The following is a 25,968-nucleotide window of genomic DNA, read 5'->3' on the forward strand; positions in this document are numbered from 1 at the left end:
GACCTGCGGTGACAGTGCGGTGGGACGCGTTGTCAGACCACCCGCCTAGACTCGCCAGTCATAAGGAGCCGGTCGCGAATCGAGGCAGAAGGGGGGCGGCATCAGGGTGCGGAACCAACGGGATCAAGAGAACCGATGGAGCGTTCGGGGCAGGCAGGACGAGCGGAGCCAGGCCGCCGACCGCCTGCTGCGCCGTGCCGCCGTGTTCCTTCCCGCGGCCCTTCCGAGAGACGGCCGGATCGCCTTCTGGGACCCGGAAGGACAGGGCGGGGCCGCGACCTTCGACGGTATCGACGACCTGCCCCACACGACCGCCGAGCTCACCGTCGTACGGCGACAGGGGGCGGACGGCGTCCGGCGGCACACGGTGCGGGCCGTGCTGCTGCCCCTGGCCGACGCGGTCCCGCTCCTCGTCCGTGCCCGGTACCTCGCCTCCGCCCACCCCGCCACCCGGTGCTGGGGCGCCGCCGCGCTGCACGCCCTGAATCTGGTGGCGCGCGGCAGGCTCCTGCCCGGTCTGACCGCCGACGACCACGACGCCTGGCGCGCGGGTCCGAGGGACGCCGAGGACGTCGCCCACCTCAGAGCCGTCGCCGCCGCCATGCCGCCCGAAGGCCACGCGGTCCCGCTGCCGGACCGTACGCCGCTCCAGGTGCCCGAGCCCGCGGCCCTGCTCGGCTCCTTCCTCGACGCGGTCGCCGACACCCTGCCGCGTACACCGGCCGCCGCGTACGCGATGGGGGCGCCCTTCGCCGCCCGCGAGGCACAGCACCTGCCCGGTGCGCGCGCCTGGGCCGTCGAGGTGGCGGCGGGTCTGGACGCGGGGGTCCGGGTCTCGCTCCGGCTCGACCTGTCGGCGTACGACCTGTTCGACACCGCAGACACCTACGGGACCAGCGGCGACGGGGACGGGGACGAGGAGAGCGACGGCACGGCCGGTCGCGCGCCCGCCGCCCGCCATGCCGCCGCGGCCATCACACAGGTCCACAGCCTGGCCGACCCGACGTACGTCATCGACGCCGCGGCCCTGTGGCACGGCGGGGGAGGGGAGCCGTTCGGCCCCCGGGCGAGGATCGACGCGGTGCTGGCACTGCGCCGCGCCGCCCGCGTCTGGCCGCCCCTGGAGCGGCTTCTCGACCAGCCGGTCCCCGATGTGCTCGCCCTCACCGAGGACGAGCTGTACGAACTGCTCAGTGACGCGGGGGCACGGCTGGCGGGTGCCGGCGTCGCCGTCCACTGGCCACGGGAGCTGGCCCGCTCGCTCACCGCCGCAGCCGTCGTCCGGACCGCTCCGGGCTCGGCCACCGACGGCACCTCGTTCTTCGACGCCGAGCAGCTGTTCTCCTTCAACTGGCAGCTGTCACTGGGCGACGAACAGCTCACCGAGGCCGAGATGGACACACTGGCCGAGGCCCACCGGCCCGTGGTGCGGCTGCGCGACCAGTGGGTGGTGGTCGACCCCGCGCTCGTACGCAAGGCACGCAAACGCGAACTGGGCCTGCTGGACCCGGTGGACGCCCTGGCCGTCGCCCTCACCGGCAGTGCCGAGGTCGACGGGGAGCAGGTCGAGGCGGTCCCCGTCGGCGCCCTCGCCGCACTGCGCGCACGCATCGTCTCCGACGACGCCACCGTCCCGCCGCCGCCCGGCCTCGACGCGACCCTGCGCGACTACCAACTGCGCGGGCTCGCCTGGCTGGACCGGATGACCTCCCTGGGGCTGGGCGGCTGCCTCGCCGACGACATGGGTCTGGGCAAGACGATCACCGTCATCGCACTCCACCTGCACCGCGCCCACCCCGCGCCCACGCTGGTCATCTGCCCGGCCTCCCTCCTGGGCAACTGGCACCGCGAGATCAACCGCTTCGCACCCGGTGTCCCCGTCCGCCGCTTCCACGGCACCGACAGGACGCTGGCGGAGCCCGACGGCGGCTTCGTCCTCACGACGTACGGCACCATGCGCTCCAGCGCGGCCCAGCTCGCCGCGCACACCTGGGGACTGGTCGTCGCCGACGAGGCCCAGCACGTGAAGAACCCGCACTCCTCCACCGCCAAGGCCCTGCGCACCATCCCGGCCCCCGCCCGCGTCGCCCTCACCGGCACCCCCGTGGAGAACAACCTCTCGGAGCTGTGGGCGCTGCTCGACTGGACGACCCCCGGACTGCTCGGCCCGCTCAAGGCGTTCCGCGCCCGGCACGCCCGGATCGTCGAGAACACCGGGACGGCGGCCGGCCTGGGCAACGAGGAAGCGGTCGAACGGCTCTCCCGGCTGGTCCGCCCCTTCCTCCTGCGCCGCAAGAAGTCCGACCCGGGCATCGCACCGGAACTGCCGCCCAAGACGGAGACCGACCACGCGGTCTTCCTCACCCGGGAACAGGTCACGCTCTACGAGGCCGCGGTGCGCGAGACCATGGCCTTCATCGAGGCGTCGGAAGGCATCGCCCGCCGCGGCCTGATCATGAAGCTGCTGTCCTCGCTCAAGCAGATCTGCAATCACCCCGCGCAGTACCTCAAGGAGGAGCCGACCAGGCTCACCGGCCGCTCGGGGAAGCTGGCCCTGCTCGACGAACTCCTCGACACGATCCTGTCCGAGGGCGGCTCCGTCCTGATCTTCACCCAGTACGTGACGATGGCCCGGATCCTGTCGGCCCACCTCGCCTCCCGCGCCATCCCCTCCCAACTGCTGCACGGGGGTACGCCGGTGGCCGAGCGGGAGCACATGGTGGACCGCTTCCAGTCCGCCGAGGTGCCGGTCTTCCTGCTCTCCCTCAAAGCCGCCGGCACCGGACTGAACCTCACCCGCGCCGCCCATGTCATCCACTACGACCGCTGGTGGAACCCGGCCGTGGAGGAACAGGCCACCGACCGCGCGTACCGCATCGGCCAGACCCAGCCGGTCCAGGTGCACCGGCTGATCGCGGAGGGCACGGTCGAGGACCGGATCGGTGAACTGCTGGAGTCCAAGCGGGCCCTGGCGGACGCGGTGCTCGGCACCGGGGAGACGGCACTGACCGAGCTCAGCGACCGTGACCTGGCCGACCTCGTCTCCCTCCGGAGGCCCGCATGAGCCCCCGCCCGGCCGCCCGCCCCGGCCCCGACGATCTGCGGCGCACCTTCGAAGCGGTCCCGGCTCGCACCCGCGACGACGAGGGGCCGTTCGCGGACAGCTGGTGGGGCCGTGCCTGGGTGGACGCCCTGGAGACCCTGTCGATGGACGAGGGACGGCTCGCCCGCGGCCGTACGTACGCGGACGGTGGTCATGTCGCCGCGATCACCGTCACTCCCGGCCGGGTCATCGCCTACGTCCACGGCAGCCGTCCCCGCCCGTACCGTGCGGAACTGCGCCTGCGCACCTTCTCCGACACCGACTGGGACACCTTCCTCGACGCCGTCGCCGCCCGGCCCGGACATCTCTCCGCGCTGCTCGGCAAGGAGATGCCGCACTCGCTGGTCGACACGGCGGGGGAGACGGGTATCCGGCTGCTGCCGACCGCGGGGGACCTCGACCCGGACTGTTCCTGCCCCGACCGCGGCTGGCCCTGCAAACACGTGGCGGCCCTCTGCTTCCAGACGGCACGGCTCCTGGACACCGACCCGTTCGTCCTCCTGCTGATGCGCGGCAGGGGTGAGCGCGAACTCCTCGACGAGCTGGGCCGGCGCAACGCGGAGCACTCCGCCCGTGAACGTCCCACCGCTCCCCGGACCCCCTCGGTCCCGGCCCGGGAGGCCGTGGCCGACCGTTTCCTGCCGCCCCTTCCGGCGCCCCTCCCGGTCCCGCCGCATCCCGGCCAGCCCCCCTCGTACCCCGGCCTGCCCGGCGCCCGCGACCCGCTCTCGCTGGACCACCTCGCCACGGACGCGGCGGCCCGTGCCCACGTGCTGCTCACCACGGGCGCCGACCCCCTCGCGGGGCTCACGACCTGGCAGGACGCCGTCCGGCTCGCCGCGGCCCGCCCCACCGCCGGACTCACCGCCACCACCCGGGCCCTCTACCGGGAACTGGCCTACGCGACCGGCCGCACCACCACCGACCTGGCACGCGCCGTGGCCGCCTGGCGGCAGGGCGGCGCCGAGGGCCTGGCGGTCCTGGAGACCCCCTGGGACCCACCGGCCGGTCCCTTCGACCGGGCCCGCCCCGCCCTCGCGGCAGCCGACTTCCCGCGCTTCCAGCCCTGGCGCAACCACCTCACCCACCCGCGCGGCACCCTCCAGCTCCGCTTCGGCCACGACGGCCGCTGGTACGGCTACGAATCCGACCCGGGCGAGGACGACTGGTGGCCCCGCGCCGTCCCGGACAACGACCCGGTGGGCGCGCTCACCGCACTGCTGGGCGGCTGACCGCGGCCGGGCGTGCCCGCGTGTCAGAAGTCGGCGCGGGTCGGTTCCTCCAGGCGGGCCACCGGATCCTGGGCGTACGCCTTCTCGTACGCGTCGCGGATCCGCCGATCTGCGCGTCGCGCAGGCGTGCCTCCGACGCGGGGTGGAGCAGGATCAGTGGAACCTCCGATCGCGCAGGGATACGCCGCGGCCGGCGAAGAAGCGCGCGAAGACCGGCAGCGGCAGGTCCGCCGCCCGCGTCCCGGCCGTCGTTCCCGACGGGTTGTGGATATGGACACCGCTTCCGTCGGCCGTACGGGAGGTCAGGAGCACCAGATGTCCGCCCCGCCCGGGGGCCGGCCGTTCCGGGTGCCGGATCCCGTAGTGCACCGAGGCCATCACGGTCCGGCCCTCGTCCAGGAGACCGGGGATCTCGTCCACCGCGAGATGACGGTGCACGGTCGCGTCGAGCCCGTGCACCTCGCGTGCGTACTCCGCGAACGGCGCGTAGACCAGGCCCCGGATGTCCCCGTCCGGATCCTCCGTGTACGCGCCGTACGCGAGTGCCCCGTCCCGCAGGGCGAACAGCGAAGGCGCCTCGCTGCCGAGTGCCATGCGCAGGCAGGTCACACCGCACAGGTGACCTGCCCAGCGCGCGTACTCGGCGGGCGACCCGGCACCCGACCGGGCCCAGCCCGGGTCCTCGGCGGGATCGAGACCGCCCTCGACGATCGGTCCCACCAGTTCCGCAGTGGCGAACTGGGTGTGGACCGGAACCCGGCAGGAGGGGCAGGTCACTGGCGGTACCCGTTCAGGAAGCGGCCGATGCGGCTGATCGCGGCGTCGAGGTCGTCGGCGTGCGGGAGGGTCAGGATGCGGAAGTGGTCGGGGCGCGGCCAGTTGAAGCCGGTGCCCTGCACCACCTGGATCTTCTCCCGCAGCAGCAGATCGAGGACGAACTTCTCGTCGTCGACGATGTTGTGCACCTTCGGGTCGATGCGGGGGAACGCGTAGAGCGCGCCCTTCGGCTTGACGCACGAGACCCCGGGGATCTCGTTCAGCTTCTCCCAGGCCCGGTTGCGCTGCTCGTACAGCCGGCCTCCCGGCACGACGAGTTCCCTGATCGTCTGCCGGCCGCCGAGCGCGGCCTGAATGGCGTACTGCGCGGGCGCGTTGGGGCACAGCCGCATGGACGCGAGCGTCGTCAGCCCCTCCAGGTAGTTGCGGGCGTGCTGCTGCGGGCCCGACACCACCATCCAGCCCGAGCGGAATCCCGCGACCCGGTACGTCTTCGACAGTCCGCTGAACGTGAGGCAGACCAGGTCCGGGGCGAGGACCGCCACACTGTGGTGCTCGGCGTCGTCGTAGAGGATCTGGTCGTAGATCTCGTCGGCGAACACCATGAGTCCGTGCCTGCGGGCCAGGTCGAGGATGCCTTCGAGGATCTCGCGCGGGTAGACGGCGCCGGTCGGGTTGTTGGGGTTGATGATCACGACGGCCCTGGTGCGGTCCGTGATCTTCGCCGCCATGTCGGCGAGGTCGGGGTTCCAGTCCGAGGCCTCGTCGCAGGTGTAGTGCACGGCCTTGCCGCCCGCGAGCGTGGTCACCGCCGTCCACAGCGGATAGTCGGGGCTCGGGATCAGGACCTCGTCCCCGTCCTCCAGAAGTGCCTGTACGGCCATGGAGATGAGCTCGGACACGCCGTTGCCGAGGAAGATGTCGTCGACGCCGACCTCGGTCAGCCCCATCGCCTGATAGCGCTGCGCCACAGCACGCCGAGCCGACAGGATGCCGCGCGAGTCGGTGTAGCCGTGTGCCCGCGGGAGCATCCGGATCATGTCCTGGACGATCTCCTCGGGAGCCTCGAAGCCGAAGAGCGCCGGGTTGCCCGTGTTCAGCCGGAGCACACTGTGGCCCGCCTCCTCCAGGGCGTTGGCGTGCTCGATGACCGGACCCCGGATCTCGTAACAGACCTCGTTGAGCTTGCTGGACTGCCGGAACTCCATGCGGTGCCTCCCCGACGCGATTGCGATACTTGGTTTTACCAAGTTCGGGCTTGGAAAGTCCAACAACATGTCTAGACTGCGTCGCATGCCACGTCAGCAACAGCCGGCAGCACGACCGGCCCGCCGCCGGAGTTACGACCAGTTCTGCGCCACCGCCCGTGCCCTCGACTCCGTCGGTGACCGGTGGACGCTGCTGATCGTCCGTGAACTCCTGGGCGGCCCGCGCCGGTACACGGATCTGCACGCCGATCTGCCGGGTGTCAGTACGGACGTCCTGGCCTCCCGGCTCAAGGACATGGAACAGAACGGCCTGGCCCTGCGCCGCAGGCTGCCACCGCCGACGCCCGCTTCGGTGTACGAACTGACCGAACGCGGTCACGGACTGCTGCCGGTCCTGACGGCCCTCTCGGCGTGGGGGTCCCACGCACTGGACGAGCGCCGCCCCACGGACGCGGTGCGCGCACACTGGTTCGCCCTGCCCCTGCTGCGCGCCCTGGAAGGTCTGACCCACGCGGGCGTCGTCGAAGTCGCCTTGGACGAGGGGGAGTTCCACGTACGCGTCGGCAGTGGCGAGCCGGCGGAGGTCTACGGATACGGCCCCGCGGGGCACCCCGATGTCCGCCTCACCCTCGACGCCGAACTGTGTCCGGAGTTGGGGCGAGGCGACGTGACCCTGGCCGAGGCGGTCAAGGACGGGCGGATCGGGGTGTCCGGCGACAGTCCGCTCGCCGCTGAGATCCGCGGTGAACACGCACGCGGGTGAGCTGATCGCCGTGGTCACGTCGGGCACGCCGAGCCGTACGCCGGCGACTGCGGGCGAGACCGGCCGGCCGCGCGCGGCCGGGGGATGATGGACGGGTGCGACTCGAACCGATCACCTGGGACCGGCTGGCCGAAGCCCTCGCCGTACACGCCGACGCGCTGAAGCCCTCCGACGGCGGGCCCTGGCTCAAGATCGCCGTCGACGGCGCCCCTGCCGCGCGCCCCGGCGAGCTCGCCGAACGGACCGCGGCGGCGCTGCGGGTCCGGGGCCGTTCGGTGCTCACCGTCCCCACCAGCGGCTTTCTGCGCCCGGCCAGCCTCCGGTACGAGTACGGCAAGGAGGACCCCGACTCGTACTTCGAGGGCTGGTTCGACACCGGAGCGCTGTGGCGCGAGGTGTTCGGGCCGCTGGAGGCGGGCGGCAGCGGGCGGGTGCTGCCCGACCTGTGGGACCCGGTGAAGGACCGGGCCACCCGGACTCCGTACCAACTCCTCCCCGAGGGCGGAGTCGTCGTCGTGCACGGCCCGTTCCTGCTCGGGCACTGGTTCCCGTTCGATCTGAGCGTCCATCTGCGGCTCTCGCCCGGCGCGCTGCGCCGCCGCACCGAGGAGAGCGAACGGTGGACCCTGCCCGCGTTCGCGAGATACGAGGACGAGGTGACGCCCGCCGATCGCGCGGACGCGGTCGTACGGGCCGATGACCCGCTTCATCCCGCCTGGTCGCGTCCGGCGACCCCCTAGCGCGCCGGTCTGTCCTCGATCGCCGCACGGGCTTGATTCTCAGGCCCCCGCCCCGGGCGGCCGCCGACCGTCGTGACCGCTTCGGCTCCCGCCCGGCAGGCCTCCGCGGCGGCTTCCGCGTCGTCCGCCCCCGCGAGCCGCGCGGCGAGGAAGCCGCCGGTGAACGCGTCGCCCGCGCCCGTCGAGTCGACCGGCTCCGCGACCGGCACCGCGGCGATGCGCGCGGTCACCGTTCCGGCGGCGGCCAGCAGTGCGCCCCGGCTGCCGAGCGTGACCGCGACCAGCGGGACATGGCGGCTCAGCTTGGCTGCCGCGTCGGCCGGTTCCGGCAGACCGGTCAGCAGGCGCGCCTCGTCCGCGTTCGGCAGCAGCAGGTCCACACCCTCGACCGTGGCCAGGAACCGGTCGACGCCGAGGCCGGTGAGGAACCCGGCGGAGGCCGGGTCCACGCTCACCGGGATGCCCCGCCGCCGCGCTTCCCGCAGGGCGAGCAGCGCGGTGGCCCGGCTCGTCGGCGCGAAGAGCAGGTAGCCGGAGAGGTGGAGGTGGCCGATGCCGTCGAGCAGAGACGGCGACCAGTCGGCGGGGGCCAGGCGCAGTACCGCGCCGCTGTCGGTGAGGAAGGTGCGTTCGGCGCTGCCGTCGACGAGCGCGACCACGGTGGCGGTCGGCACCTGCTCGTCCACGGCCAGCACGGCCCGTACCCCGGCGCGGACCAGGATCTCCTGGTGCCAGGCCGCGGAATCGGTGCCCGCCCGTGCCAGCAGGCGCACGTCACGGCACCCCGAACGCACCGCCCAGCACGCCACGTTGGCGCCCGCGCCGCCTGGCAGCGTGCTGATCCGCGCCGCCGTGTCCGTCCCCCGGGCCGGCGCCGGGCCGTGCCGCACCACCACGTCCGTCACCACGTCCCCGACGACGAGCAGGCCGCCCTCGCTCACCGTGCCGCCGCCGCGATACGGGCGGCCAGTGCCACATTTCCGCGTACGGCCGCCAGGTTGGCCTCCAGGGAGGCGCCATCGGTGTGCCGCATCAGATGGTCGAGCAGGAACGGCGTGACGGCCTGCCCCACGACGCCGCGCTCCCGGCACGCGGCGAGCGCGTCGGCCAGCACACGGTCGTGGACGACAGGGTCCAACTGCTCCTTCTCCGATACGGGGTTGGCGACGATCAGTGCCGCCTCGGGACCGCCCAGCGCCTCCCGGGCCCGCATCACGTCCGCCACCTCCTCGGGGGTGTGCACCGTCCAGTCGACGGGCTCGCCCGAACTGCTGAGATAGAAGCCGGGAAAGTGCGCGGTGCCGAAACCGAGCACGCCGACGCCGAGCGTTTCCAGGCGCTGGAGCGTGGCCGGAACGTCCAGGATCGACTTCACCCCGGCGCAGACCACGGTGATGCCGGTGCGTGCGAGCAGCCGTAGATCCGCCGATTCGTCCTGGGTCTCGGTCCACTCCCGGTGTACGCCGCCGAGCCCCCCGGTCGCGAACACGCGCAGACCGGCCCGGGCGGCCAGGAACGCCGTGGCGGATACCGTCGTCGCCCCGCTCGCACCCGTCGCCAGCGCGGGGGCGAGGTCCCGGTGCCCCAGCTTCCGCATCGCCGGGTCTTCGGCGACCCGTTCCAACTGCGTCTTGTCCAGGCCCACATGGGCCCGTCCGTCCAGCACGGCGATCGTGGCGGGGACTGCCCCTGCGGAGCGTACGAGCTCTTCCAGTTCCAGGGCGACCCGCAGATTGCGCGGGCGCGGCAGACCGTGCGCGATGATCGTCGACTCCAGGGCGACGACGGGGCGATGGGCAGCGACAGCGTCCCGGACCTCGGCGGAGAGCGCCGGTTCGTAACCTCGCGGGCCGTCCTCGGGTGTGTGCTCCGGTGTGTTGGGTGGCATCCCCCATCCCTGTCGCGCGGGAGGTGGCCGCAAACCACGGGATGGGCGTCGGCCTCCCCTGGGGTCGGCCTGTCGCGGGCCGCTCGCTAGGGTGACCGGCCATGACGACTCTTGATCACGCTCCCGCCTCCTTCGCCGTGCACATCCCGGACGCCGCACTCGAACCGGAACCCCTCGACCCGGCGCAGGTGCTCTCGGGTGACCCGGTGGTGAGCGGCAAGGTGCTGTGGGAGTCCGCCGACGGCAAGCAGGTGCGCGGCATCTGGCAGATCACCCCCGGCGTGGTCACCGACACCGAGGCCGACGAACTGTTCGTGGTGGTGAGCGGGCGGGCCACGGTCGTGGTCGAGGGCGGCTCGACACTGGAGATCGGGCCCGGGGACGCCTGCGTACTGCGGGAGGGCGACCGTACGACCTGGACGGTCCACGAGACGCTGCGCAAGGCGTACCACATCAGCCTCTGACAGCTCAGAAGCCTCTGAAGCGTCAGAGGTGTCAGGTCGTGTCCGAGGCCGCGGAGGGGACGGACACGTCGGCGGGCCCGTCGGAAGCCGGGCCGGGCACGGCGGTGGGCCTGCTGAGCACCCGCCGCAGTGCCAGCGCGGCCATCGGCAGCAGCAGACAGGCGCCGACCACGTTCAGCCAGCCGTAACTCCACTGGGAGACGATCACCCCGGCGACCGCGCCGCCGATGCCCGCCGCCGTGTTCATGGTCAGGTCTGACAGACCCTGCACGGCGGCGCGGGCGGGCTGCGGTACGGAGTCGGTGAGCAGCGCGGAACCGGCCACAAGACCGGCCGACCAGCCGAGTCCGAGCACGAACAGACCGGCCGCGGTCCGCCCGTGGCTGGGGCCCGCCGTGCCGGCCAGCAGCGCGGCGCACGACAGCAGGCCGGCCGCGAGGCCGATGACGGAGAGCCGGCCGAACCTGTCGGCCAGCCAGCCCATCACGGGCGAGAACGCGTACATGCCCGCGATGTGACCGCTGATGACCAGCCCGATCAGCTGGATGCCCGCCCCGTGATGGCCCAGATGGACCGGGGTCATCACCATGATCGAGACCATGGCGGTGTGGGACACGGCCACGGTCACCAGCGCCAGCCGGGCCATCGGCGAGGCGCGCACCGCGGCGACGCCCGCGCGCAGCGAGCGGTTCGCCGCGGTCTGGGTGCCCGCGGGAGCCAGCGCCCGCGCCGTGAGCAACGGGTCGGGGCGCAGCAGCACCGCGACGACGAGACCGGTGAGCAGGAAGATGCCCGCCGCCCACACGAACGGGCCCGCCGTCTCGGGGATGGCGGTGTCCCGGAAGGCGCGGCCCGCGGGAGCCGCGATATTGGGGCCGAGGACCGAACCGATCGTGGTGGCCCAGATGACGGTGGAGATCGCCCGGCCACGCCGGTCCGGCTCCGCCAGGTCGGCGGCGGCGAATCTGGCCTGAAGATTGGCCGACGAGCCGGCCCCGAAACCGGCCATGCCGAGGAGCAGCAGCGGAAAACTGTCCACGACGGTGGCGAGGACCACCAGGCCCGCGCCGACCGCACCGATCAGGTAGGCGAGCACGAGGCCGGGGCGGCGGCCCCGGGACGTCATCAGCGCGGCCAGCGGCAGCGAGAGCAGCGCCGTGCCGGCCACCGAGGCGGTGGGGGCGAGACCGGACAGGGCCTCGGAACCGCTCACCTCCGTCGCGAGGACCGGGGCCAGGGCGATACCGATGGGCACGCCGAGGCCGCCGAGTATCTGGCTGGCGATGAGGACGGCGGACGTCCGGCGCTGCAGGGCAGGCAGGTCGGCAACCATGACCGGAGGTGCGGAGAGGGCCTTCTTCACTGGCGCAGTGTGCCAGCTCGTACGCGGGTACGAAAACGGATTCCGCGACTCTCGTCCGATGCGCGTCGGCCCAGGGGCGGCGCCCCAGCAGCGGCGGTCCGGCGGCGGCCCCAGCGCAACGGCTCGGCGGCGAGGTCTAGAACAGTGGCTGCGGCAGGACGCCTTCGAGCGCGAGCAGCTGCCGCTTGGTCTCCAGCCCGCCGCCGAAGCCCCCGAGCCCGCCGTCGCTCTCCACGACCCGGTGGCAGGGCACCACCACCGGCAGCGGATTGGACCCCATGGCGGCCCCCACGGCCTGAGCTGCCCCCGGCTGCCCCACCCGTCTCGCCAGATCGCCGTAACCGACGACGGTCCCGTACGGCACACCGGACGCGAGCTCCCGGAGCACCTCGCGGTTGAAGCCGGACGTCAGCGACCAGTCCAGCTCCAGCGTGAACTCCTTGCGCTCACCCGCGAAGTACGCCGCGAGCTGGCGTATGGGCTCGGCCAGTCTGCCGGAACCGGGCGGCGCCTCCACCGGTGCCGAGCCGAGCCGCGCGGCCACCTGCCCGAGCGCCTTCTCCCGCACCGCCGGACGGGCGTGGAACATCACGCTCACCAGCCCCGTGCCGGTCGCGACAAGAAGCAGTGGCCCGATGTCGCTCCCGACGGCGGACCACTGCACATCCTGCTCGGTGCTCTTCATGCCGTCCACGGTACGACCGGGCACTGACAACGCCCGGCCCTTCCGCGTCAGCGGGTGGCGTCCCGCACCACGTCGGGGTTGTTGGAGATGATGCCGTCGACGCCGAACCCGGCGGCCTTGGCGGCGGTCGCCGCGTCGTTGACCGTCCAGGTGTTCACCTGGAGCGGCTTCCCGTGCGCACCCTTCAGCTCCTGCACGGCGGCCACGTAGTCGGCGCTGAGCGTGCTGTGGGAGGGGTTGATCTGGTCGGTGAACGCCGCGTAGGAGGGCAGGTCGGCCACGGCCGGCGTACCGAGGAACCCGGTGACGACGTCGGGGCGCTGCGCGTGGACCCGCTTCACGCTCTCCGCGCCGAAGCTCTGGATGATCAGCCTGTGCTTGACGTGGTGGCGGTTGAGCCAGCCCTCGTTGCGCAGGACCTGAAGGGTGTCCTTCTCGATGCCCGGGTAGGTCTCCGGGCTCTTGATCTCCAGGAGCAGCTTCTGGTGGTTGCGCTCGACCCGGTGCACGTACTGCTCCAGCGTCGGGACCCGGGCTCCCGCGTACCGCTCCCCGAACCAGCTGCCCGCGTCGAGGCGTGCTATCTCGGCGGCCGTGAAGTCCTTGACCGCCCAGGGCGCGCGGCCGGGGAAGACCTCCTCGGCATCAGTGGTCCGCTTGAGGTTCGTGTCGTGCATGACGACCAGGACGCCGTCCCGGGTGCGCTGCACATCGTTCTCGACCCAGTCGATGCCCAGGTCGTCCGCCGCGTCGACAGCGGCCAGGGTGTTCTCCGGTGCGTACGCCGAAGCGCCTCGGTGCGCGAAGACGACCGGGGTGTCGTGCGTACCCGCGGCCTGCGTCTGGGAAGCGGGCAGCAGCAGAGCACTGCCGCCGAGCAGAGCGGCGACAGTCGTCGAGACGGTTACGGTGCGTACGGACACGGGTTCTCCTCGCGGTCAGAGGTGCGGGCACATCGAGCGTGGCAGCCGATCACCAACGGAGAACAGGGCGGCGATGGCCACCACGTGAACGGAACCTTCGGTACCGGATCACGGACGGGATTCTCTGCCGATACCATGCGATTCCTATGTTTGCCTGCCGGGCCTCGCCCCATGGGCAAGGCCCGGACCCGGGCTTCCGCGAAGGGCTTACCAGCATGCAGGGCACAGTCGACGGATTCAGCTACGGCCTCGTGACCCCGGTCGTCGCTTTCCTCATGGCGTGCCTCGGCGCGGCCCTGGGGCTGCGCTGCACGACCCGGTCCCTGCGAACCGAGGGTTCCGCCAAGGCCCGCTGGCTGGCGCTCGGTGCCACCTCCATAGGCTCCGGCATCTGGACGATGCACTTCGTCGCGATGATGGGTTTCAGCGTCCAGGAGGCACCGGTCGGCTATGACAGGCCCCTCACGTTCGCCAGCCTGGCCCTGGCGATCGTGATGGTCGGTATCGGCATCTTCATTGTGGGTTACCACGGAGCGACCCGCATGGCGCTGATCACCGGCGGCGTCATCATGGGCCTCGGCGTCGCGTCCATGCACTACCTGGGGATGGCGGGAATGCGGCTCCAGGGACGGTTCGAGTACGACACGGTCACGGTGGCCCTCTCCGTGGTCATCGCCGTCGTGGCGGCGACGACAGCGCTCTGGGCGGCCGTGTCCGTCCACGGCTTCCTGCCCAGCCTCGGCGCGAGCGTGGTGATGGGCGTCGCGGTCAGCGGCATGCACTACACGGGAATGGCCGCGCTCAGCGTCCATCTCCACCCCGCGGCCGCGGGCGGCGTGACCTCCGGCGGCGACGACCCCGCCGCGCTGATCATCCCGATGCTGGTCGGCCCGTTCTGCTTCCTGCTGCTCGCCGGGGTGATCGTGATGGTCGACCCCCTGGTGGTTCTGGGCACCCCGGAGCGGGACGAGCTCCGGCATGCCCGCGCCGTCCACGGCACGGGCGGTCGGCCGACCGGAATCCCCGCCCAGCGCGGACACACGCCCAACCGGGCAGCCGCGGGACGGGGCTCCCGTCCGCCACGGAACCGGTGATCCGACCCGGTTGTCAGTGCCGGGTCGTACGGTGGTTGCATGCGGCCCGTTTCGAAGATCGAACGTTCGGTGGCGCCTTTCGAGGTCGTCAGTCCCTACCAGCCCAGTGGCGACCAGCCCGCGGCCATCGCGGAGCTGGAGCGGCGCATCCGCGCGGACGAGAAGGACGTCGTCCTGCTCGGCGCGACCGGCACCGGCAAGTCGGCGACCACCGCCTGGATGATCGAGAAGCTGCAGCGCCCCACCCTGGTGATGGCGCCGAACAAGACGCTCGCGGCCCAGCTCGCCAACGAGTTCCGCGAGCTCCTCCCCAACAACGCCGTCGAGTACTTCGTCTCGTACTACGACTACTACCAGCCCGAGGCGTACGTACCGCAGTCGGACACCTACATCGAGAAGGACTCCTCGATCAACGAGGAGGTCGAGCGGCTGCGCCACTCCGCGACGAACTCGCTGCTCACCCGGCGCGACGTCATCGTGGTGGCATCCGTCTCCTGCATCTACGGCCTCGGTACGCCCCAGGAGTACGTGGACCGGATGGTCCAGCTCAAGGTCGGCGACGAGATCGACCGCGATCAGCTCCTGCGCCGCTTCGTCGAGATCCAGTACACCCGCAACGACCTGGCGTTCGCCCGGGGCACCTTCCGGGTGCGGGGCGACACCATCGAGATCTTCCCGGTCTACGAGGAACTCGCCGTCCGCATCGAGATGTTCGGTGACGAGATCGAGGCCCTGTCCACCCTCCACCCGCTGACCGGCGAGGTCATCAGCGAGGACCAGTCCCTCCACGTCTTCCCCGCCAGCCACTACGTCGCGGGCCCCGAGCGCATGGAGAAGGCGGTCAGGGGCATCGAGCAGGAGCTGGAACAGCGCCTCGCCGAGCTGGAGAAGCAGGGCAAGATGCTGGAGGCCCAGCGGCTCCGCATGCGCACCACGTACGACATCGAGATGCTCCGCCAGATCGGCACCTGCTCCGGCGTCGAGAACTACTCGATGCACTTCGACGACCGCGCGCCCGGCACCGCCCCCAACACCCTCCTCGACTACTTCCCCGATGACTTCCTGCTGGTCCTCGACGAATCGCATGTCACCGTGCCCCAGATCGGTGCGATGTACGAGGGCGACGCCTCCCGCAAGCGGACCCTGGTCGACCACGGCTTCCGGCTGCCCTCCGCCCTCGACAACCGCCCGCTGAAGTGGGAGGAGTTCCTCGGCCGCATCGACCAGACCGTCTACCTCTCCGCCACCCCCGGGAAGTACGAGCTCTCGCGCGGCGACGGCTTCGTGGAGCAGATCATCCGGCCGACGGGCCTCGTCGACCCGGAGATCGTCGTCAAGCCCACCGAGGGCCAGATCGACGACCTGGTGCACGAGATCCGCAAGCGCACCGAGCGGGACGAGCGGGTCCTGGTCACCACCCTCACCAAGAAGATGTCCGAGGACCTCACCGACTACTTCCTGGAGCTGGGCATCCAGGTCCGCTATCTGCACAGCGACGTGGACACCCTGCGCCGCATCGAGCTGCTGCGCGAGCTGCGCTCCGGTGAGTACGACGTCCTGGTCGGCATCAACCTCCTGCGCGAGGGTCTCGACCTGCCCGAGGTGTCACTCGTGGCCATCCTCGACGCCGACAAGCAGGGCTTCCTGCGCTCGGGCACCTCGCTGATCCAGACCATCGGCCGCGCGGCGCGCAACGTGTCGGGCCAGGTCCACATGTACGCGGACAAGATCACTCCGGCCATGGCGCAGGCCATCGACGAGACCAACCGCCGCCGTGAGAAGCAGATCGCCTACAACACCGAGCGCGGTATCGACCCCCAGCCCCTGCGCAAGAAGATCAACGACATCGTCGCGACCATCGCCCGCGAGGAGATCGACACCGAACAGCTCCTCGGCACCGGCTACCGCCAGGCGAAGGGCGCCAAGGCACCCGTCCCCGCTCTCGGCGGCAAGGCGGCCAAGGGCGCCGCGGCGGGCGGGGCCAAGCCGGCCGTCACCGACCGGCCCGCGACGGAACTCGCCGGGATCATCGAGGAGATGACCGACCGCATGCGGGCCGCCGCCGCGGACCTCCAGTTCGAGGTGGCCGCCCGGCTGCGCGACGAGGTGGGCGAACTGAAGAAGGAACTGCGGCAGATGAGGGAGGCGGGGCTCGCCTGACGGCAGGGGCATCCGCTGTGTTGCAGGACCGACACAAAAGCCGCCCGGCCCTCCTGCGCTGTCAGTGCGACTGCGTAGGGTGCGGGGCAACCGCACCCGCAGGTGGTCGCGGGGACACTCTGAGAGGGGACAGCGCGTGGTGGACGTATCCAAGGGCAATGCGCCCGGGGGCCCTGGCGTCAATCTGACCAAGGGGCAGGCCATCAGCCTGGAGAAGAGGGGCGGGGGAGCCCTCACCGCGGTGCGGATGGGGCTCGGCTGGCAGGCGGCTCCGCGCCGCGGCCTGTTCGGCTCACGGACCCGGGAGATCGACCTGGATGCCTCGGCGGTGCTGTTCGCCGACAAGCAGCCCGTCGACGTCGTGTTCTTCCGCCACCTGGTCAGCGACGACGGTTCGGTCAAGCACACCGGTGACAACCTCGTCGGCGGCGCCGGCTCGGGCGGGGACGACGAGGCCATCCTCGTCGACCTCCAGCGGGTCCCGGTCCACATCGACCAGATCGTCTTCACGGTGAACTCGTTCACCGGCCAGACGTTCCAGGAGGTGCAGAACGCCTTCTGCCGCATCGTCGACGAGACCAACGGCCAGGAGCTCGCGCGCTACACGCTCGACGGCGGGGGCCAGTACACCGCCCAGATCATGGCGAAGGTGCACCGCGCGGGCAACGGGTGGCAGATGACCGCCCTCGGGAACCCGGCCAACGGCCGCACCTTCCAGGACCTGATGCCCTCGATCCTGCCGCACCTGTAGGCACCGCAGGACCTGGCACACATCGGTACGAGCAGCTCCCGGAGGCATCCGCCGCCGGGAGCTGCACCGCATACCGACCGGCATCGCACAGCACCGCACAGCAGCACCGCGCACACGGAAACGACGCATCGTCGAGGGGACAGGGCAATGACGGCCGAGCTGGTCCGGGGGCAGAACCACACCTTGCCCCAGACCCGTCTGGAGATCCGGGTGTCGGCGGGCTCCCCCGTCGTGGCCGGTGCCACTCTCGGAGACGAACAGGGCACGGTGCACGGCATCGAGTGGATCGCCCATCCCGGATCGCCTCAGCTGCCCGGCCTCGAAGTGTCCAGGCAGGCCGCCGCCGACCACCGGCTCGCCGTGGACCTCGACGCACTGCCCGCCTCCGTGCACCGCGTCACCGTGCTGCTGGCCCTCCCCGTCGGAGCGGGCGGCCCGGTGCGGTTCGGCGCGGTCGCCGCCCCCTTCGTCGCCGTCACCGGTCTCGACGGCACCGAGATCGCCACCTTCACCCTCACCGGGCTGGACGCCGAATCCGCCGTCAGCGCCCTTGAGCTCTACCGCCGCCAGGGTGTCTGGAAGGTCAGAGCCGTCGGCCAGGGGTACGCGGCCGGGCTGGCCGAGATGCTCGCCGACCAGGGGGTGGCCCAGGCGGCGGAGCTGGCCGGTTCGATACAGGAGGCGGTAGCCCGTGGCCTGGCACGCTCGGTGGCCCCGGCGCCGCCCCGCACGCCCGACGGGGACCGGGTCCGCCACGGAGCGGGCCCCGCACCGTCCTCGGGCGGCCGCCGGCCCCCGGCCGCCCCCTCCGCCGCCCCCGTGACCCCGGAACCACTGCCCGACCCGGCCACCGCGCAGGCCCCGGGCCCCGCCGCCGCGCCCCCGGCGGGCGGCCCCATCAACTACGCCCACCCGCGCCGGGCCACCGCACCGCCGCCGCCGCCTCCCACCGCGCCGCCCGCGCCGCCGGGTTCGCCCGCGCCACCGGTCGCGGGGGACGCCACCGGCTGGTCCATGGACGAGCGCCTCTACAACCAGATCTGGGGCATGTTCGAGGATCTGGCCCGCGCCACCGCGGCGTACCGCAGCGCGGTCGACTTCGCGGATTCCCGCATGGACCAGGAGCTCGACCGCGCCCTTTCCGACCCGCGCAGCCGGATCGGCGGAGCGGGCGACCGGGCCCGCGAGGCGGCCCGCGCCAAGCGCGACGAACTGACCTCCCGGGCCCGCGAAGCCCTCGACCGGGATCTCGCCCAGCTCGCCGCCGAGGCCGCCGTCGTCGAACCGGCACTCCCCGCCGCCTACGCGGGCTGGGCCAACCCCGTCTGGCACGCCTACCAGGTCCCGATGGAGATGCCGATGGCCCTGCGCATCGGCGACCTCCACCTGCCCGAGGCCACCGACCTGCGCATCCCGCTGCTCGTGCGGCTGCCTCTGGAGCGCGGCATCTGGGTCGACAGCGGCCGTACGGCCTCGGAGGCGGCGACGCTGATGGAACCGGACCAGTTGCGACGCCTCGCCATGGAGACAGCGGTCATGCACGCGGCGCGCATGCTCGCCGTCCATCCCGCCGGTGAGTTCTCCGTGCACGTCATCGACCCCGCGGGGTCGGCCGCCCCGGCGCTCGCGCCCCTGGTCCGGTCCGGTGTGCTGGCCGGGCCGCCCGCTGCCGGGCCCGGGGGAGTGACCTCGGTCCTCGCCCACCTCACGCGGCGCGTCGACCTCGTACAGATGGCCGTCCGGGCCGGCGCGGCCGACTCGCTCCCGCCGGACCTGGACACCGGGGAGCAGCTGCTCATCGTCAACGACTTCCCGCACGGTTTCGACGACCGGGCCGTCACCCAGCTGCGCTACCTCGCGGACGAGGGCCCCTCGGTGGGTGTCCATCTGCTGATGGTGGCCGACCGGGAGGACGCCTCCGCCTACGGTCCGGTGCTCGACCCGCTGTGGCGTTCGCTTCTGCGGATCACGCCCGTCGCCGACGACCATCTCGCCGATCCCTGGGTCGGTCACGCGTGGACGTACGAACCGCTCGCGCTGCCCGCAGGCAGCCGTGTGCTGGAGCAGGTGCTCGCCAGGGTCGCGGAGGCGCGTCGCACCGGAGGCCGCTGAACCGTGGGGGCGTAGCGGTGTCCATTCACCGCCCCTGACCTGGCTCTTTAGAGACGCCTTTACCCTTTTCTTTACCTTCTCTTGGGGTTTCCTGTACTGTTCTTTGGACGGAGGGGAGTATTCCCATACGCGACGTTCCCGTCAGTACGGACTGTGACCGGTCCCGGGGCGTCGGCCGACCGCGCATCCCGCGCGTCCAGGTGGAAGAGACCTCCGGCAGCGACGACGCTGATCAGTAGCCGTAGCGAACTGCCGGAGGCGCAGTGGACGTTTCATGGACCCTTTGGGCACTGACCATCTTTGGTCTGAGTGCTTTGATCGCCGTCGACTTCTTCATCGGGCGCAAGCCCCATGACGTGTCGACCAAGGAAGCCGGAATCTGGACGGTCGTCTGGATCGTGCTGGCCGCCCTCTTCGGGCTCGGCCTGCTCGTGTTCGGCGAGAGCCAGGCGTCGGGCGAGTTCTTCGCCGGATTCATCACCGAGAAGTCGCTGAGTGTCGACAACCTCTTCGTCTTCGTCCTGATCATGGCGAAGTTCTCGGTGCCCTCGCATCTTCAGCAGCGAGTGCTCCTCATCGGTGTGCTGATCGCCCTGGTCCTGCGAGCGATCTTCATCGCCGCCGGCGCCGCGGTCATCGCCAACTTCTCGTGGATCTTCTACATCTTCGGCGCGTTCCTCATCTACACCGCCTGGAAGCTCATCCAGGAAGCGCGGGCCGACGAGGACGAAGAGGAGTTCGAGGAGAACCGGCTGCTCAAGTCCGTCGAGCGGCGCTTCGGTGTGGCCGACAGGTACCACGGCACCAAGCTCTTCATCCAGAAGAACGGCAAGCGCGTCCTGACCCCGCTGATGGTGGTCATGCTCGCCATCGGCACCACCGATGTGCTGTTCGCGCTGGACTCCATCCCCGCGATCTTCGGCCTGACCCAGGACCCGTACATCGTCTTCACCGCCAACGCCTTCGCCCTGATGGGTCTGCGCCAGCTGTACTTCCTCATCGGCGGTCTGCTGAAGAAGCTGGTCCACCTCAGCTACGGCCTGTCGGTGATCCTCGGCTTCATCGGCGTCAAGCTGGTGCTGCACGCGCTCCACGAGTCCGGGGTGCACGTCCCCGAGATCTCCATCCCGTTCTCGCTGGCCTTCATCTGCGGCGTCCTGGTGATCACCACGATCACCAGCCTGATCGCCAACAAGAAGCAGGTGGCGGCGCAGGAGGCCGAGGACGCGTCCAAGACGGCCGGGTCGGCCGACCAGGAGACCAAGAGCATCGACGCCTGAACCGGGTGACCCCCGTGGCGTAGAAGAAGATCAACCGGCACCGGCCGGGGTGAGCGGATCGTTCCGCCCACCCCGGCCGGTGTGGTGTCTCAGGCCCCGGGAACGCTCACCAGCCGCGCTCGCGCCACTCCGGCAGCTGGGGCCGCTCGTCGCCCAGCGCGGTGTCGTGCCCATGTCCCGGATACACCCAGGTCTCGTCCGGCAGCGGCTCGAAGAACTTCGTCTCCACGTCGTGGAGCAGGCTCGCGAAAGCCTCCGGGTCCTTGCGCGTGTTGCCGACACCGCCGGGGAAGAGACAGTCCCCGGTGAACAGGTGCGGGGCCCCGTGCGGGTCGTCGTAGACCAGGGCGATGGAGCCCGGGGTGTGCCCGGCGAGGTGGCGGGCGGTCAGGGAGACACGGCCCACCCGGATGGTGTCGTTGTCCTCGACGAGCACATCGGTCGGGACCGGGATGCCCTCGGCGTCGTACCGCCCCGCGTAGGTACGCGCTCCGGTGGCCGCCACGACCTCGGCCAGCGCCTGCCAGTGGTCGCCGTGCCGGTGCGTGGTGACGACGGACACGATGCCGTCGTCACCGATCAGCCGCAGCAGGGTCCCGGCGTCGGCGGCGGCGTCGATCAGGAGCTGCTCGCCGGTGGCCCGGCAGCGCAGCAGATACGCGTTGTTGTTCATCGGGCCGACGGCGACCTTGGAGATCATCAGGTCGGTCAACTCGTGCACATCCGCAGGTCCGCCGACCTTGACTGCTCCGCTGTACGTCATGCGACTCAGCCTATAGCGGGGGCAGTGCGGGAAGCGGTCCTCCTTCCGTGGTCAGTGCGGAGCCGTCACGGCGCCCGCAGAGCCAGCCCAGGACCTCGGGAGCCGTCCCCCGGACCGTGACGGGTCCGCCCGCGGCGCCGCCGCCCGTGGTCCACGTCTGTCCGTCGGCGACCACCGTCGTGGAGACCACCTCGGGGTGGCCGGTGAACCGCTTCGCCAGGAAGTCGTTCTCCCGCGTCACGAACTCCTCCGGCAGATCCTCCAGCTCGTAGCCGATCCCCAGGTCGACGTGGTGCAGTTCGACCTCGATCAGGCGACGGAAGGGGACGCGGGAGGCCGTGTCCGTCACGCCGTTGCGCAGGGTGACCGTACGTGCCCAGTCGGCGGTACCGGCCGCCACCTGCAGGAAGCCGGCCGCGCTCTCGCGCAGGTCGGCCAGCTGCTCGTCGAGCGGCCGGGGGGCGTCACGCTCGATGTCCTGGTCCCGGGTTTCGCTGCTCGCGTACATCGGTCGCCCCTGGAGAACATTTCGGAGCGCGTCGGCGTTACGTGAGAGGTGGGCCAGTACATGGCCCCGGCTCCACCCCGGGAGCCGTGACGGCTCGGCGAGCGAAACATTGTCCATTTTGCCCGTTGCGCTGAGCAGTCGATCGGTTGCCTCGCGTACAGCGCCCAGGTCGCGCACATGATCAATCATGCGGCCGAGCCTAGCTCCGCCACTCAATCGGGTGAAGGAGTCGGAGCACGGCCGTAAATCGAATGTGCGTGCTATACGCTCGGAGTCGAAAGCCTTCTCCATCGCTGTGGCGCCCCCCATATCCTGGGACAGGGGCTCAGTTCCCCCGCTTCTCTCAAGAAAGGTGCGGACCGGCGTGGCCGACCGTCTCATCGTCCGTGGCGCGCGCGAGCACAACCTCAAGAACGTCTCGCTCGACCTCCCCCGCGATTCCCTCATCGTCTTCACCGGGCTCTCCGGGTCGGGCAAGTCGTCCCTCGCGTTCGACACGATCTTCGCCGAGGGCCAGCGACGCTACGTGGAGTCGCTCTCCTCGTACGCCCGGCAGTTCCTCGGCCAGATGGACAAGCCGGACGTCGACTTCATCGAGGGCCTCTCACCCGCCGTCTCCATCGACCAGAAGTCGACCTCGCGCAACCCGCGCTCGACGGTCGGCACCATCACCGAGGTCTACGACTACCTCCGGCTGCTCTTCGCCCGGATCGGCAAACCGCACTGCCCGGAGTGCCGGCGCCCCATCTCGCGCCAGTCGCCGCAGGCCATCGTCGACAAGGTGCTGGGCCTGCCCGAGGGCAGCCGCTTCCAGGTCCTGTCGCCGCTGGTCCGTGAGCGCAAGGGTGAGTTCGTCGACCTCTTCTCCGATCTCCAGACCAAGGGCTACAGCCGGGCCAGGGTCGACGGGCAGACCATCCAGCTCTCCGAGCCGCCCACGCTCAAGAAGCAGGAGAAGCACACCATCGAGGTGGTCATCGACCGCCTCACGGTCAAGGACAGCGCCAAGCGCCGGCTGACCGACTCCGTCGAGACCGCCCTCGGTCTCTCCGGCGGCATGGTCGTGCTCGACTTCGTCGACCTCCCCGAGGACGACCCCGAGCGTGAGCGGATGTATTCCGAGCACCTCTACTGCCCGTACGACGACCTCTCCTTCGAGGAGCTGGAGCCCCGCTCCTTCTCCTTCAACTCGCCGTTCGGCGCCTGCCCCGACTGCACGGGCATCGGCACGCGCATGGAGGTGGACCCGGAGCTGATCGTCCCGGACGAGGACAAGTCCCTCGACGAGGGCGCGATCCACCCCTGGTCGCACGGACACACCAAGGAGTACTTCGGACGGCAGATCGGCGCCCTCGCCGAAGCCCTCGGGTTCCGCACGGACATTCCCTGGGCCGGACTGCCCCAGCGCGCCAAGAAGGCCCTGCTCTTCGGCCACAAGATCCAGACCGAGGTGCGCTACCGCAACCGGTACGGACGCGAGCGCGCGTACACCACCCCCTCCTTCGAGGGCGCGGTGCAGTTCGTGAAGCGGCGTCACTCCGAGGCCGAGAGCGACTCCAGCCGGGAGCGCTTCGAGGGCTACATGCGCGAGGTGCCCTGCCCGACCTGTGAGGGCACCCGGCTCAAGCCGCTCGTCCTCGCGGTCACGGTGATGGAGAAGTCCATCGCCGAGGTCGCCGCGATGTCGATCAGCGAGTGCGCCGACTTCCTCGGCCGCCTCAAGCTGAACGCCCGCGACAAGAAGATCGCCGAGCGGGTGCTCAAGGAGGTCAACGAGCGGCTGAAGTTCCTCGTGGACGTTGGCCTGGACTACCTCTCGCTCAACCGCGCCGCGGGCACCCTGTCCGGTGGCGAGGCCCAGCGCATCCGGCTGGCCACCCAGATCGGCTCCGGCCTGGTGGGCGTCCTGTACGTGCTGGACGAGCCGTCCATCGGACTGCACCAGAGGGACAACCACCGGCTGATCGAGACGCTCGTCAGGCTCCGCGACATGGGCAACACGCTCATCGTCGTCGAGCACGACGAGGACACCATCAAGGTCGCCGACTGGGTCGTCGACATCGGCCCCGGAGCGGGTGAGCACGGTGGCAAGGTCGTCCACTCCGGCTCGCTCAAGGACCTGCTGGCCAACAAGGAGTCGATCACCGGCCAGTATCTGGCCGGCAAGCGCGCCATCCCGATGCCCGAGATCCGGCGCCCGGTCGACCCGACGCGGCAGCTCACGGTGCACGGAGCCCGGGAGAACAACCTCCAGGACATCGACGTCTCCTTCCCCCTCGGCGTGCTCACCGCCGTCACCGGTGTCTCCGGATCGGGAAAGTCGACCCTGGTCAACGACATCCTCTACACGCACCTGGCCCGCGAGCTGAACGGCGCCAAGTCGGTGCCCGGCCGGCACACCCGTGTCGAGGGTGACGACCTCGTCGACAAGGTGGTGCACGTCGACCAGTCGCCGATCGGCCGTACGCCGCGGTCCAACCCGGCCACGTACACCGGAGTGTTCGACCACGTCCGTCGGCTCTTCGCCGAGACGATGGAGGCGAAGGTGCGCGGCTATCTGCCGGGCCGCTTCTCCTTCAACGTCAAGGGCGGCCGCTGCGAGAACTGCTCCGGTGACGGCACCATCAAGATCGAGATGAACTTCCTGCCGGACGTGTACGTCCCGTGCGAGGTGTGCCACGGGGCGCGCTACAACCGGGAGACCCTGGAAGTCCACTACAAGGGCAAGTCCATCGCCGAGGTGCTGGACATGCCGATCGAGGAGGGGCTCGCGTTCTTCGAGGCCGTCCCGACGATCGCCCGCCACCTGCGTACGCTCAACGAGGTGGGCCTGGGATACGTCAGGCTCGGGCAGTCCGCGCCGACGCTCTCCGGCGGTGAGGCGCAGCGCGTGAAGCTGGCGAGCGAGCTCCAGAAGCGCTCCACGGGCCGCACGGTCTACGTCCTGGACGAGCCGACCACCGGTCTGCACTTCGAGGACATCAGCAAGCTGATCACGGTGCTCTCGGGGCTGGTCGACAAGGGCAACTCGGTGATCGTGATCGAGCACAACCTCGATGTCGTCAAGACCGCTGACTGGGTCATCGACATGGGTCCCGAAGGGGGCAACGGAGGCGGTCTCGTCGTCGCCGAAGGCACCCCGGAGCAGGTCGCGTCGGTGCCCGCGAGCCACACCGGGAAGTTCCTCCAGAGCATCCTGGGAGCGGACCGGATCAGCGAGGCCGCCGTGCCGACGGCCCGCAAGTCCACCCGGAAGACGGCTGCCAAGCAGACCGTGGCCGCCAAGGCGGCCCCGGCCCGTAAGACGGCCACGGCCAAGACCGCGGCGCAGCCCGCAGCGAAGAAGACCGCCGCGAAGAAGACGGCGGCCAAGAAGGCCGCGGTGAAGAAGCCCGCCGCGAAGAGGACGGCCCGCGCCCCGAAGGCGTGAGCACCGGCTGACCGGGACAGCGACCCGCTGTCCCGGACGCCCGCCACCTCGCCGTCACGCCCCGGCCACCCGCACACACGCCGACTGCTCCCGACCCCGACCCCGAGCCCGGCCCCGCCCTCGGCCGCTCCGCCCTCGGCGCTTGCCGGACCGGCCCGGTCGCAGGGCCGCCGATCTCCGCCGGTATCGTCGTTTCTGTCGCTGCCGCCTCCGGTTCCCGGCCCCTCGGGCGCCCTGGGCGGCTCTGCCCCCTCACCCCGTGGAGACCGCATGTCCGGCCTGCCCGCCGCCCGCCGTACCGTGCTGAAGGGCGCCGCTCTCGCCGGTGCCGCCGGGCTGGGAGTGGCCGCCTGCTCGACCGAATCGAAGCTGGGCCACGCGAAGACGCCCACGCCCACCGCACCCGTCCCGCTCGGCGCCGTGGACGAGGTCCCGGTCGGCGGGGCCAAGCTCTACCGCGAACAGCGGCTCGTCGTGAGCTGCCCCGCCAAGGGCCAGTACAAGGCGTTCAGCGCCCAGTGCACCCACGGGGGCTGCGTCCTGGACGAGGTCGAGGGCACCGAGGGCCACTGCCCCTGCCACGGCAGCCGCTTCGACATCACGACCGGCAAGGTGCTGCACGGCCCGGCCACCGTGCCGCTGCCCTCCGTCCCGGTCACGGTCGAGGCCGGACAGCTCGTCGCGGGACCCGACGCCTGACGGGACCGCCGCGATCCACGCGGAG

General features: G+C 71.2%; 21 protein-coding genes. 12 read left to right on the plus strand and 9 right to left on the minus strand.

Annotated features, from left to right (window positions below; all coding sequences use genetic code 11):
• Positions 1-202: 202 nt before the first annotated feature.
• Positions 203-3,064 carry a DEAD/DEAH box helicase gene (locus AC07FA_RS04850; protein ID WP_479073236.1) on the plus strand — a complete coding sequence of 954 codons (2,862 nt, stop codon included), beginning with the start codon at positions 203-205 and terminating at the stop codon, positions 3,062-3,064.
• The gene (locus tag AC07FA_RS04855) at positions 3,061-4,335 is read left to right on the plus strand and encodes an SWIM zinc finger family protein (protein WP_479073237.1); all 1,275 of its coding nucleotides are present in this window, start codon (positions 3,061-3,063) and stop codon (positions 4,333-4,335) included. The genes AC07FA_RS04850 and AC07FA_RS04855 overlap by 4 nt, the downstream gene beginning before the upstream one ends.
• Positions 4,336-4,488: 153 nt before the next feature.
• On the opposite strand, the gene AC07FA_RS04860 is transcribed toward AC07FA_RS04855, so the two are convergent.
• Together AC07FA_RS04860 and AC07FA_RS04865 are read right to left on the minus strand one after the other, a co-directional pair.
• On the minus strand, positions 4,489-5,112 hold the full coding sequence (locus AC07FA_RS04860) for a cysteine peptidase family C39 domain-containing protein (RefSeq protein ID WP_479073238.1): 624 nt from the start codon (positions 5,110-5,112) through the stop codon (positions 4,489-4,491).
• Entirely contained in the window at positions 5,109-6,320 is a 1,212-nt protein-coding gene (locus AC07FA_RS04865) for a pyridoxal phosphate-dependent aminotransferase (RefSeq protein WP_479073239.1), read from the minus strand. The genes AC07FA_RS04860 and AC07FA_RS04865 overlap by 4 nt, the downstream gene beginning before the upstream one ends.
• 85 nt (positions 6,321-6,405) lie before the next feature.
• Here AC07FA_RS04865 and AC07FA_RS04870 point away from each other — a divergent pair, with 85 nt between their 5' ends.
• Positions 6,406-7,083 (plus strand): winged helix-turn-helix transcriptional regulator, encoded by a 678-nt coding sequence (locus tag AC07FA_RS04870; protein ID WP_479073240.1) that lies wholly within the window; start codon positions 6,406-6,408, stop codon positions 7,081-7,083.
• Positions 7,084-7,178: 95 nt separating this feature from the next.
• The gene (locus tag AC07FA_RS04875; protein ID WP_479073241.1) at positions 7,179-7,823 is read left to right on the plus strand and encodes a nucleoside/nucleotide kinase family protein; all 645 of its coding nucleotides are present in this window, start codon (positions 7,179-7,181) and stop codon (positions 7,821-7,823) included.
• On the opposite strand, the gene AC07FA_RS04880 is transcribed toward AC07FA_RS04875, so the two are convergent.
• Together AC07FA_RS04880 and AC07FA_RS04885 are read right to left on the minus strand one after the other, a co-directional pair.
• Positions 7,820-8,764 (minus strand): carbohydrate kinase family protein, encoded by a 945-nt coding sequence (locus AC07FA_RS04880; protein ID WP_479073242.1) that lies wholly within the window; start codon positions 8,762-8,764, stop codon positions 7,820-7,822. The genes AC07FA_RS04875 and AC07FA_RS04880 overlap by 4 nt on opposite strands.
• Positions 8,761-9,711 carry a pseudouridine-5'-phosphate glycosidase gene (locus AC07FA_RS04885; protein WP_479073243.1) on the minus strand — a complete coding sequence of 317 codons (951 nt, stop codon included), beginning with the start codon at positions 9,709-9,711 and terminating at the stop codon, positions 8,761-8,763. Before AC07FA_RS04885 ends, AC07FA_RS04880 begins: the two co-directional genes overlap by 4 nt.
• Positions 9,712-9,812: 101 nt before the next feature.
• On the opposite strand from AC07FA_RS04885, the gene AC07FA_RS04890 reads away from it, so the two are divergent.
• Positions 9,813-10,175 carry a cupin domain-containing protein gene (locus tag AC07FA_RS04890; protein ID WP_479073244.1) on the plus strand — a complete coding sequence of 121 codons (363 nt, stop codon included), beginning with the start codon at positions 9,813-9,815 and terminating at the stop codon, positions 10,173-10,175.
• Between the two features lie 31 nt (positions 10,176-10,206).
• Here the strand turns inward: AC07FA_RS04890 and AC07FA_RS04895 are convergent, their stop codons facing one another.
• From AC07FA_RS04895 to AC07FA_RS04905, 3 genes are all read right to left on the minus strand, one after another.
• Positions 10,207-11,508 (minus strand): MFS transporter, encoded by a 1,302-nt coding sequence (locus AC07FA_RS04895; protein WP_479073443.1) that lies wholly within the window; start codon positions 11,506-11,508, stop codon positions 10,207-10,209.
• Between the two features lie 166 nt (positions 11,509-11,674).
• On the minus strand, positions 11,675-12,223 hold the full coding sequence (locus AC07FA_RS04900) for a methylated-DNA--[protein]-cysteine S-methyltransferase (RefSeq protein WP_479073245.1): 549 nt from the start codon (positions 12,221-12,223) through the stop codon (positions 11,675-11,677).
• 47 nt (positions 12,224-12,270) lie between these two features.
• Positions 12,271-13,146, minus strand: a complete 876-nt coding sequence (locus AC07FA_RS04905; protein WP_479073246.1) for a glycerophosphodiester phosphodiesterase — start codon at positions 13,144-13,146, stop codon at positions 12,271-12,273.
• A gap of 215 nt (positions 13,147-13,361) precedes the next feature.
• On the opposite strand from AC07FA_RS04905, the gene AC07FA_RS04910 reads away from it, so the two are divergent.
• The 5 genes from AC07FA_RS04910 (at position 13,362) to AC07FA_RS04930 (ending at position 20,543) form a co-directional block, all read left to right on the plus strand.
• Entirely contained in the window at positions 13,362-14,240 is an 879-nt protein-coding gene (locus AC07FA_RS04910; protein ID WP_479073247.1) for an MHYT domain-containing protein, read from the plus strand.
• A gap of 39 nt (positions 14,241-14,279) precedes the next feature.
• Complete coding sequence (gene uvrB / locus AC07FA_RS04915; RefSeq protein WP_479073248.1) at positions 14,280-16,400, plus strand: excinuclease ABC subunit UvrB; 2,121 nt, start codon at positions 14,280-14,282, stop codon at positions 16,398-16,400.
• 136 nt (positions 16,401-16,536) lie between these two features.
• On the plus strand, positions 16,537-17,151 hold the full coding sequence (locus tag AC07FA_RS04920; protein ID WP_362842502.1) for a TerD family protein: 615 nt from the start codon (positions 16,537-16,539) through the stop codon (positions 17,149-17,151).
• A gap of 147 nt (positions 17,152-17,298) precedes the next feature.
• Positions 17,299-19,263 carry a TerD family protein gene (locus AC07FA_RS04925; protein WP_479073249.1) on the plus strand — a complete coding sequence of 655 codons (1,965 nt, stop codon included), beginning with the start codon at positions 17,299-17,301 and terminating at the stop codon, positions 19,261-19,263.
• A 263-nt stretch (positions 19,264-19,526) separates the two neighbouring features.
• Positions 19,527-20,543, plus strand: a complete 1,017-nt coding sequence (locus AC07FA_RS04930) for a TerC family protein (protein WP_479073250.1) — start codon at positions 19,527-19,529, stop codon at positions 20,541-20,543.
• Between the two features lie 106 nt (positions 20,544-20,649).
• Here the strand turns inward: AC07FA_RS04930 and AC07FA_RS04935 are convergent, their stop codons facing one another.
• Both AC07FA_RS04935 and AC07FA_RS04940 read right to left on the minus strand, forming a co-directional pair.
• Positions 20,650-21,306, minus strand: a complete 657-nt coding sequence (locus tag AC07FA_RS04935; RefSeq protein WP_479073251.1) for an MBL fold metallo-hydrolase — start codon at positions 21,304-21,306, stop codon at positions 20,650-20,652.
• A 10-nt stretch (positions 21,307-21,316) separates the two neighbouring features.
• Positions 21,317-22,003: a maleylpyruvate isomerase family mycothiol-dependent enzyme gene (locus tag AC07FA_RS04940; RefSeq protein WP_479073252.1), complete on the minus strand. Its 687-nt coding sequence runs from the start codon at positions 22,001-22,003 to the stop codon at positions 21,317-21,319.
• Between the two features lie 175 nt (positions 22,004-22,178).
• Between AC07FA_RS04940 and uvrA the strand changes: the two genes are divergently transcribed.
• Entirely contained in the window at positions 22,179-25,244 is a 3,066-nt protein-coding gene (gene uvrA / locus AC07FA_RS04945) for an excinuclease ABC subunit UvrA (RefSeq protein ID WP_479073253.1), read from the plus strand.
• A gap of 270 nt (positions 25,245-25,514) precedes the next feature.
• The gene (locus AC07FA_RS04950) at positions 25,515-25,943 is read left to right on the plus strand and encodes a Rieske (2Fe-2S) protein (protein ID WP_479073254.1); all 429 of its coding nucleotides are present in this window, start codon (positions 25,515-25,517) and stop codon (positions 25,941-25,943) included.
• Positions 25,944-25,968: the final 25 nt, after the last annotated feature.

This window comes from Streptomyces sp. NPDC045968, assembly GCF_056430475.1.